The following is a 9,167-nucleotide window of genomic DNA, read 5'->3' as shown; positions in this document are numbered from 1 at the left end:
TCGATGTTCATGGTGGGTCAATCCGAATGCTGTATGTGCATACAGTAATCGAGGTTTGCAGGTTGTGCGATGTGAGGCGACGAGCTGTAGGGGATTTTGGTTTGGTGTTCGGTCGGCAGGACGCCGGTGGAGGGGTGTTTTTGCTGTCTAATACTACCTCATCGTGCCGCGCATTCATTGAGCTTAAACTCGTTTAAATGACGGTAGAGTTTTAGACAGTAAACCTCTGCAAGCCGCGAGTTTAGCGGCGCGCGACCTTCTCCCGCCCATACTGCTGCATCATTGGGGTGTGGGAGGACAGATCGGAGGTGTTTTTACTCATTGGATAGTAGGCAAATTCGTTGAAAGTGATGGGGCAAAGGGGGCGCTTGGCCCAGCATTTTTTGCGATGGCGGCAAGGTTAACATGCAAGGTCCGTGCTTCGCAGTTCACAAACGGCCAGTACATCCACATACCCCATGCACAAAATATGCAAATTAGCATTTGCCAACCCCAAAAACTCCCGTCACTATCCCCGTTATGCAAAAACGCAACGTTTCAATCGTCTTAAGAGAGCTGCTCGATCGCGACGGGATCTCCCCCACGGAGCTTCACCGGCGTACCGGCGTGCCTCAATCCACTCTGTCACGGATTCTCAGCGGCAAGATCGTTGATCCGTCGGACAAGCACATCTCGCGTATCGCCGATTACTTCCGGGTGAGCACCGACCAGTTGCGCGGGCGCGCGGGGTCGGCGTGGCAGGATGAGCGCGACCCGATGCATTCGGAGCTCAAGGATATAAGCCTGTGGGACGACGACACGCCCGTTAATGATGACGAGGTGTCGATCCCCTTTTTGCGCGAGGTTGAATTGGCTGCTGGATCAGGAAGATTCGTCATCGAGGAAAGCGAGAAGGCCAGCCTGCGTTTTGGTAAGCGCAGCCTGCGGCATAACGGTGTGCAGTTCGACCAGGCCAAGTGTGTGACGGTACGCGGCAACAGCATGCTGCCGGTGTTGCGTGATGGCGCCACGGTGGGGGTGAATGCCGGCAAGAGCGGGATCGGCGATATCGTCGATGGCGACTTGTATGCCATCAATCACAACGGTCAATTGCGGGTCAAACAGCTCTATCGTCTGCCTTCGGGGATCCGCCTGCGCAGTTTCAATCGTGATGAGCACCCGGATGAGGACTACAGCTTCCAGGATATCCAGGAAGAGCAGATCAGCATCCTCGGTCACGTTTTCTGGTGGGGCATGTACGCCCGCTAACCCTTCTCTGTAAGAAACAGCCCGCCTGAGAGCGGGCTTTTTTTCGCCTATGGAAAACCGCCCAGGGCCCACCACTCAAGGGGTTTATGCGCCAATGCATTATCCGAGTAAAAATAAATGCATTTGTGCATTGACTGTATATGCATACATGCATATTCTCCATCTCAAGCCAGCCAACAAGGTCTGGTGGAGGCGGCAAGGATGCTGCCAAGGAAGACAAGGAAGGCACGCAACACTGGCATGGACGCCACCGAGTGATGGCAAGGACGCCAGGCAACACCGGCAAGGATGCCGACGCTCTTTAGTTCCACGGTTTACAACAGGCAGCGATGAACCGGCCTTGACGGTTCAGAGGGTTGGCAACTGACCCGGGTGTGCAGCGTAAAGCACCACAAGCAGTTATCCGGCAGACAGGGATCGTGGTCGGAAAAACATCGAGGAAAGATCCGTACCGCGCCAGTAGCGCCGAAAGATCCAAGGACCGCATTACTGAAAAGCCCGGGCTACCGGGCTTTTTGGAATGCCTACCGACACACCCATCCATCTATTTATCAAAGCACCGGCCACCTGCCGGTTTTACGCATTCCAGGAGGCGTGACATGACAAACGAGCAGCAAGCGTTGGCAGAAATGCCTATCTGGCTGGTGATTATTCTGGCCCTGATCGGCGGCGTGTCCGGGGAGATGTGGCGCGCCGACAAGGAGGGTGCCCGCGGTTGGTCGCTGGTCCGCCGCCTGGCCCTGCGTTCCGGGGCGTGCATGGTGTGCGGGGTGTCGGCGTTGATGCTGCTGTATGCCGCCGGCATGTCGATCTGGACGGCGGGCGCCCTCGGCTGCCTGACCGCCATGGCCGGTGCCGACGTCGCCATCGGCCTCTACGAGCGCTGGGCCGCCAAGCGCATCGGGGTGAATGAGCCGCCCGGTTCGCCCCCGGACTCAAAGTGATCGTTGCAAGGAAGCCACACCATGACCCTCATTGAAAAACCGTCACAACTGCCAATAGCCATCGGCCAGGCCCTGCGTACGGCGTTCCCGGCGTTACGGGTGGGCAGCCCGCCGGGCATCCTGGCGGCGGATGAAACCGCCGTGGCAATCACAGTCGAGCGTAATGGCCCGGGCGTACGTTCCCTTGAAGGACGCAAGGCCCATGTGTTGTCGATCTCGCTCAAGGTCATGGCCGCCGAAGGCGCGCAAGCTTTTGACGCCTGTGACCTGGCGAGCCGGCTGATGGACCTGGTGCTGGATAACCGTTGGCAGTTGCCGGCGGCCCAGTGCGATGTGCCAGTCAACATTGTCGCGCTGCCATCGACCCTGGCGGGGGCCGACACCCAGTACGACAGTTGGACCGTGTCCTTCAACCAAACCCTCTACATCGGCCCGCCGCTGCTTGACGACCCTATGGGCAAGCCGCTGTTTGCCCGCACCTGGGAGGTGTCGAATATCGACGACCCCGATCAATACCGGCCCCTGCAGGAGTAGCCCCATGTTCGACGCACTGTTACGCCTGCAATTGGCGCCCATCGTCGAGCGCCTGGCGCAGATGGAAACCCAGCTTGAAGACCTCTATCGGCGGGCCGAGAGCTTTTGCCGGATCGGCGTGTGCCAGGAGGTCGACGCGGCCAGCAACACCTGCAAGGTCAGGCATGGCGAGTTGCTGACCCCGGCGATTCGCTTTTTCAACCCCAGCGCCGGGGCGCAGACCGAAACGCGGATCCCCACGGTGGGGGAGCAATGCCTGCTGCTCAACTACGGCGGCGGCGAGGGCGGGGGGCAGTCGGTGGCGCTGTTTGGCCTGAACAGTGATCGCTTCCCGCCGCTGTCCAGTGTCGCCAGCCTGACGAGCCGGCGTTACCCGGACGGCACGCAAAGCGCCTACGACGCCGCCGGTCATGTGCTGGATTGGAGCAACGGCCCCACGGCATTCACTGGCTCTCGCGAGCAGGTGGAAATGAGTCTGGGCGCTGCCCGTTTGGTCATGACCGCCGCAAACATCAGCGTGCAGGTCGGTGCAGTCGGCCTGCTGCTGGATGCGTCCGGCGTTCACTTGAGTGGCCCGGTGGTGGACCACCAGGGTCGAGTTATCAGCACGGCATAAGGATTTGCCATGATCGGAATAGAGAGAAACACCGGAGCCGTGGTGGACGACTGGCCGCAATTTGTCCAGCGCGCCACCCGGGCCCTGACCACACCTTTGGGCACACGGCAGAAACGCCCGCTGTACGGTTCGCTGATCCCGCAACTGCTGGGGCAGAACCTGGGCGACGACCTGTTGATCCTCGCCCAAAGCCACGCTGCCCAGGCTTTTTACAACCCACAGAACGGCATCGCCGATTTTGATCCGCAAGTCATCGTCGCCAATCGCCAGGGCGCTGGCCTGTTGCTGCGGTTTGCCGGCACCTGGAAAAACCGCAAGCAATCCTTCGAGGTGGTGACATGAGCATGTTGATCCCCGGGCAGAACCAATTGGCGCCGCCCGACCTGATCGCCGTCGACGAGTTCGAGCCGCTGTTGGCGCAGTTCAAGGCGTTTGTCGTCGACTATGTCGCCGCCCGCGCCCCGCAAAGCGCGGCCAAGCTCAAGGTCAGCCTGGATAACGAAAGCGAGTTGCTGACCCTGGCCCTGGAAGCGTTTTGTGTGCGCCTGCAAACCCATGAGCGCAAGTACAACGCGCGCATCCAGCAGATGCTGGCGTGGTGGGCCACCGGCAGCAACCTGGATGCGCGCCTGGCCGATATGGGCCTGGAGCGCCAGGTGCTCGACCCCGGCGACCCGGCGGCGTTCCCGCCCGTGCCGCCGACCCTGGAAAGCGATGATGATGCCCGTCTGCGTTACTACCTGGCCCCCCACGCGCCGGCTGCCGGCTCGCGCATGCAGTATCGGCGCGAGGTCTTTACCCTCGGCGAGCGGCCGGCGGTGAAAGTCCACGGTACGGCTGCGGGGGTGGTGACGGTCAGCTATACCTTCGACCCGGATGGCTATGCCGCCCAGGTCAAGGACGGCAACGCCCGGCGCACCGCGCCTGGGCAAGTCATGGTCACCGTGCTGTCCCGCACCGGCAATGGCACGCCGTCGGCGGATTTGCTTGAAGGGGTGCGGCGCCATTTCGCCCGGCCCGATGTACGTCCGGAAACCGATTGGGTCACGGTGCAGGGCGCGCAGATCGTGCCGTACAAGATCCGCGTGGTGGCCAAGATCAACGCCGGCCCGGACTCGGGGCTGACACAAGTGGCGGCCCAGCAGTTGCTGCAGACCTATGCCGAGTCCTGTCACTGCCTGGAAGGGCGCGTGGACCCGAGCTGGATCGACTACACCATCCACACCGCCGGGGCGGCGCAGCTGGAGATTCTCGAGCCGCTGGCGCCGATCATCACCACGGCGTTCCAGGCCCCGTATTGCACGGGTGTCGAGGTGGAGGTGCGCAGCTTATGACTGAACAATCTCCCAGCCTGTTGCCCGCCAACAGTTCACCGCTGGAGAAGGCGCTGGACCTGGGCTTTGGTCGACTGCTCGAACGGGTCGTCCCGCCCTTCCCGGCGCTGATGAACCCGCTGCAAACGCCTGCGCCGTTCCTGCCTTACCTGGCCGCCGACCGCGGCGTCAGTGAGTGGAATGCCTCTGCCGACGAAACCGAAAAACGCCTCACGGTGGCGCTGTCCTGGCAAATCCAGCGCCAGGCCGGTACGCCCAAGGCGTTGAGCCACGCGGTCGAATCCCTGGGGTTTACCCCCAATATTCTGGCCTGGTACCAACAGCGCCCACAGGCCCAGCCCTACACCTTCGACGTGCAGGCGATCATCGGGCGCAGTTGGTCCAGTGGCGACCACAACCGCTTGATCCGCCGTATCAACGCGGCCAAGAGCGAGCGCGACCTAGCCACCATCACCCTGGTGCATGAAGTGCACGGTGGGCTGCCGATGACCGGCGCCGCCCACCGGGCGTTGAGCGACGGCGAGTTGTCGCTGTGGGGCGCGCTGCCGGAACTGATGCTCAGTTCAAGGCTTAACAGTGCGGGCGTGGCCCAGCACTACACCATTAACGACTACGACCTCAGGGCGCAGCCATGACCGATGACATCACACGCCTGGTGCGCTTCACCTCCAAGGGATTGGATGAAGTGCTGCAGGCAAAGAACCAAGGCTTGAAAGGCGAAATCACCCACATCGCCGCCGGCACCGGCCGCTACAACCCCACCGGCAACGAAACCGCCCTGCGCAATGAGCGCCAGCGGGTGGCGATTGTGGACTACGAAGACCTGGGCCAGCGCCAACTGCGCATGGCCGCGCTGTTTGATGGCGATGGCGAGTATGAGATTGGCGAGTTTGGGTTTTATCTCGCCAGTGGGACGTTGTTGGCCGTGTATTCGGTGGCGGGGCAGTTGCTGACGTATAAGGCGGCGGCTGCTCGGGTGCTGCAGAAGTTTACGTTGGATATTTCGCCGTTGCCGGCGGATAGCGTGACGATTGTGGTGGGGAGTGAGAACCTTAATCTGTTAATGGCTGAGGAGTTAGCGGTGCTTTCTGTTGCCACTATCGACAATATGAACAGAGGAGTGGCTATCTTGTTTCGTGTTATGGCTTTAGAGAATGGCTAGTGGTTTGATGTTTTGGTTTGTGTGATAGGTAAACTATGGATTTTGCAGGCTAATTAAAAGGAATTATATTTTGAGCGCAGAGCAAAAGTTGGTTGCGGTAGTTGATGCTGCGAATGATTTGACAAAAATGATCGCGGCTAAGATTGGTGATATTGATCTAAAAGTACAGCAGGCGGTCACTGTTGTTCCTCAAACAGTACGAAGGACGATGGATGTTGCGCTTTATGTAGATGCTGTCGCTGGGAGTGACGCGAACGATGGTGTCAGTTGGGCAACGGCAGTGAAGACTATTGCTGGAGCCTTTGCAAGAATGACTTCAGGAGGTAGGGTTTCTATTATTCTCAGGCCCGGCTCTGTGTATTCATTGGCAAAAGATCAGGTCTGTGACAATAAGACGATTTCTATCCAGCCTAGTGAGTTTGAAGCTTATGATACTAGCTCCTATGTGGAGCTGCAGACTGATTCTATTATAGGCGAAGATGATAGGGTTCAGTCGGGCGGTTTTCATCTTGGGTACAACTCGGTGTTGCTCTTTTATGGGTGCAGATTAAAAACGGCGAAACTTTCCTCTGCGCTTCAAGGTAAAGGGCATGATATTTGGCGTACGTCATTTGTGAAAACCCATAATTCTAAAAGCTTTGTTATGCTTCAGCATTGCGCAGTAGAGTTGAATAATGGTGCCTTTATGTATCAGCATACGTCTGGGTCAATTGGGGTTGCTGACTTGTTTATGCGGAATGTCTTATTGAATAAGGTGTCTGTTAGCACTTTGCCGATTGCTACAGGGTATCAGTTTTTAATGGGGAGCTACCATAACGTTTCTATCCCTTTTTCTTTATATGGGATAGAAATGGTTCGGCAGGGTGCTCCTACATGGGCTGGGCTTATTTCTCAGGATATGTCAAATGCTCTAACGAATCTTAGGGATTAAACTAAATGGAAACTATAAAAAGTTTGGAGTTTGCTTCGCGCAAATATAGTGAGTGTTCTTACGAGTATCTTGTTGGTGTTGGCGTTCCAGTAAATGTTATTGATGAAGCGTTAGTGGCGCAGCATGTAGTTGCTACCCAGCAAGTGCGGCGCGCGGCTTACGTCGCAGAAGCAGACCCACTTTATCTGGAGTGGCAATACGATCAAAAACCGGCTTCTGAAAAGGTGTGGCGGGATAAGGTTGCCGATATCAAGGCTCGCTTCCCACTGCCTGAAGGTAAGTAGTCCCCCCCACCGCGAAAGCGGTTTTTTTTCGCATCCAAGAAAGCCCCATCGCTGGGGCTTTCGCATTTCTGGAGTCCCCCCATGGCCAACCGCCAAACCTACACCGTCCTCATCCCATTCCCCACCGGAGGTGGCCACTGGTCCGCCGTCGGCCAGGAACTGGACCTGCTGGACGTCGAAGCAACCGCCCTGCGCACCGCCGGCCGCCTGGAATTGACCAGCGTGCTGGCTGCCGCCCAAGACACCCCACCGGCCAAGAAGGCCGTCACCAAGAAGGCTGAATAATCATGGCTGAGGTTTTGAACTTCGAGCATAACGGCATCACCGTCAATGCCAGCGAATCCCCCGAGGCCATGGGTGGCCTGGGTGACAACGTGATCGGTCTGGTCGGCACCGCGCCCAATGCGCACCTGTCGATCCCGAAAAACGCCCCGTTTCGCATCAACAGCTTCACCGCCCAGGCGCTGCTGGACCCGACGGGCGCCGAGTCGGGCACGTTGTTTCATGCGGTGTACCAGATCCTCAAAGTGGTCAAGGTGCCGGTGTATGTGGTGATCGTCGAAGAGGGCGCGACCCCGGCCGATACCCTCAACAACGTGATCGGCGGCAATGAGCCGGTAACCGGTCGCAAACTGGGCCTCGCGGCGCTGAGCAGCGTCCCCGAAGACCTGACCATCATCGGTGCCCCGGGCTTTACCGGGACCAAGGCGGTGGCCGGTGAATTTGCCGCGTTCGGCAAGCGTATCAAGGCCCGTGTGGTGCTGGACGGCAAAGACGCCAGCGTCGCCGACCAAGTGACCTACAGCGGCGAGCTGGGTGGTGCCGACCTGGGTTTCGACCGCTGCCTGCTGGTGCACAACATGCCGTCGGTGTACTCCAAGGCGGCGAAGAAAAACGTGTTCCTCGCGCCGTCGTCCCTGGCCATCGCCGCATTGGCCAAGGTCAAGCAATGGGAAAGCCCGGGCAACCAGGTGACCTTCGCCGAAGACGTGTCCCGCGTGGTCGAGTACAACATCCTCGATACCTCCACCGAAGGCGACCTGCTCAACCGTTACGGCGTGAGCTACTACGCGCGCACCATCCTCGGCGGCTTCTCGCTGCTGGGTAACCGCTCCATCACCGGCAAGTTCATCAGCTATGTCGGCCTGGAAGACGCCATCAGCCGCAAGCTGGTCAAGGCCGGGCAGAAAGCCATGGCGCACAACCTGACCAAGTCGTTCATGGACCAGGAGGTCAAGCGCATCAACGACTGGCTGCAAACCCTGGTGGCCGACGAAACCATCCCTGGCGGCAGCGTGTACCTGCACCCGGAACTCAACAGTGTCGAGAAGTACAAGAACGGCACCTGGTTCATCGTGATCGACTACGGCCGCTACGCGCCGAACGAACACATGGTTTATCAACTCAATGCCCGCGATGAAATCATCGAGCAGTTCCTGGAGGACGTTCTCTAATGTTTACCAACCGAGTCAGACAGGCCATTGCGGCCACCCTCCAAGGCCTGCCGCTGTCGGCGACCGTTGAGGAATTCAGCCCGCCGAAGATCGAGTTCGACATGGAGTCCATGTCCGGCGGGCGCTTTATCGCCGAAGAAATGGCCAAGAGCGCCAAGGTGCTGAACGCCAAGCTGGTGCTGCAAGGCGCCGGTCCCGAAATCATGCTGGCCCTGGGCGTGCGCCTGGGCGAAGACATCCTGCTCAACGTGCGCGAAGCGGGCCAGGACCAGGACGGCAAGACCTACTTCACCTACCACACCGTCGGCGGCAAGCTCAAATCCCTGGAGGAAGCCAAGCTGAAGATGGGCGAAAAGGCCACCACCACCCTGGACCTGTCCTGCCGCACCTACCATCGCCTGGACAACGGCGTGCCGGTGATCGACATCGACGTGCGCACCCAGAAGTTTGTGCTCAACGGCGTCGACATCCTCGGCGATGCCCGGCGTGCGGTGTTGATGCCGTAAGCCCTTCCACGAATCGGAAATAGGCACGGCCAGTGTGGGAGCTGGCTTGCCTGCGATAGCGGTCTACCAGTGACAAATGAGGCTGCTGACACAGCGCGATCGCAGGCCAGCCAGCTCCCACATTGACCGTGTCCACGTGTTCACATTGTTCATC

At 59.1% G+C, this 9,167-nt stretch carries 13 protein-coding genes; all 13 read left to right on the top strand.

What is annotated here, in order from left to right:
- Window positions 1-519 precede the first annotated feature (519 nt).
- The 13 genes from HBO24_RS19625 (at window position 520) to HBO24_RS19565 (ending at window position 9,013) form a co-directional block, all read left to right on the top strand.
- On the top strand, window positions 520-1,248 hold the full coding sequence (locus HBO24_RS19625) for an XRE family transcriptional regulator (RefSeq protein WP_081044189.1): 729 nt from the start codon (window positions 520-522) through the stop codon (window positions 1,246-1,248).
- 599 nt (window positions 1,249-1,847) lie between these two features.
- Window positions 1,848-2,192, top strand: a complete 345-nt coding sequence (locus HBO24_RS19620) for a phage holin family protein (RefSeq protein ID WP_057439345.1) — start codon at window positions 1,848-1,850, stop codon at window positions 2,190-2,192.
- Window positions 2,193-2,213: 21 nt separating this feature from the next.
- Window positions 2,214-2,726 (top strand): hypothetical protein, encoded by a 513-nt coding sequence (locus tag HBO24_RS19615; protein WP_170060129.1) that lies wholly within the window; start codon window positions 2,214-2,216, stop codon window positions 2,724-2,726.
- A 4-nt stretch (window positions 2,727-2,730) separates the two neighbouring features.
- Window positions 2,731-3,342 carry a phage baseplate assembly protein V gene (locus HBO24_RS19610; protein WP_057958617.1) on the top strand — a complete coding sequence of 204 codons (612 nt, stop codon included), beginning with the start codon at window positions 2,731-2,733 and terminating at the stop codon, window positions 3,340-3,342.
- 9 nt (window positions 3,343-3,351) lie between these two features.
- Complete coding sequence (locus HBO24_RS19605) at window positions 3,352-3,684, top strand: hypothetical protein (protein WP_057439347.1); 333 nt, start codon at window positions 3,352-3,354, stop codon at window positions 3,682-3,684.
- Complete coding sequence (locus HBO24_RS19600; RefSeq protein ID WP_057439348.1) at window positions 3,681-4,676, top strand: baseplate J/gp47 family protein; 996 nt, start codon at window positions 3,681-3,683, stop codon at window positions 4,674-4,676. The genes HBO24_RS19605 and HBO24_RS19600 overlap by 4 nt, the downstream gene beginning before the upstream one ends.
- Window positions 4,673-5,311, top strand: a complete 639-nt coding sequence (locus HBO24_RS19595; RefSeq protein ID WP_057439349.1) for a phage tail protein I — start codon at window positions 4,673-4,675, stop codon at window positions 5,309-5,311. The genes HBO24_RS19600 and HBO24_RS19595 overlap by 4 nt, the downstream gene beginning before the upstream one ends.
- On the top strand, window positions 5,308-5,838 hold the full coding sequence (locus tag HBO24_RS19590; protein ID WP_170060128.1) for a phage tail protein: 531 nt from the start codon (window positions 5,308-5,310) through the stop codon (window positions 5,836-5,838). The genes HBO24_RS19595 and HBO24_RS19590 overlap by 4 nt, the downstream gene beginning before the upstream one ends.
- A 70-nt stretch (window positions 5,839-5,908) precedes the next feature.
- The gene (locus HBO24_RS19585; protein WP_170060127.1) at window positions 5,909-6,769 is read left to right on the top strand and encodes a hypothetical protein; all 861 of its coding nucleotides are present in this window, start codon (window positions 5,909-5,911) and stop codon (window positions 6,767-6,769) included.
- Between the two features lie 5 nt (window positions 6,770-6,774).
- Entirely contained in the window at window positions 6,775-7,053 is a 279-nt protein-coding gene (locus HBO24_RS19580) for a hypothetical protein (protein ID WP_170060090.1), read from the top strand.
- Window positions 7,054-7,134: 81 nt separating this feature from the next.
- Window positions 7,135-7,338, top strand: a complete 204-nt coding sequence (locus HBO24_RS19575; RefSeq protein ID WP_057444703.1) for a hypothetical protein — start codon at window positions 7,135-7,137, stop codon at window positions 7,336-7,338.
- Between the two features lie 2 nt (window positions 7,339-7,340).
- Window positions 7,341-8,507 (top strand): hypothetical protein, encoded by a 1,167-nt coding sequence (locus tag HBO24_RS19570; RefSeq protein ID WP_057439351.1) that lies wholly within the window; start codon window positions 7,341-7,343, stop codon window positions 8,505-8,507.
- A complete protein-coding gene (locus tag HBO24_RS19565; protein ID WP_170060126.1) occupies window positions 8,507-9,013 on the top strand; it encodes a phage major tail tube protein in 507 nt (168 codons plus the stop codon). Before HBO24_RS19570 ends, HBO24_RS19565 begins: the two co-directional genes overlap by 1 nt.
- The last annotated feature ends 154 nt before the right edge of the window (window positions 9,014-9,167 follow it).

Origin of the sequence: Pseudomonas sp. WS 5410 (assembly GCF_012985645.1) — a bacterium.
In the GTDB taxonomy this organism is placed as follows: domain Bacteria; phylum Pseudomonadota; class Gammaproteobacteria; order Pseudomonadales; family Pseudomonadaceae; genus Aquipseudomonas; species Aquipseudomonas shahriarae.
Note: the sequence above shows the minus strand (reverse complement) of the source record. Positions and strands in the feature narration are given on the sequence as shown.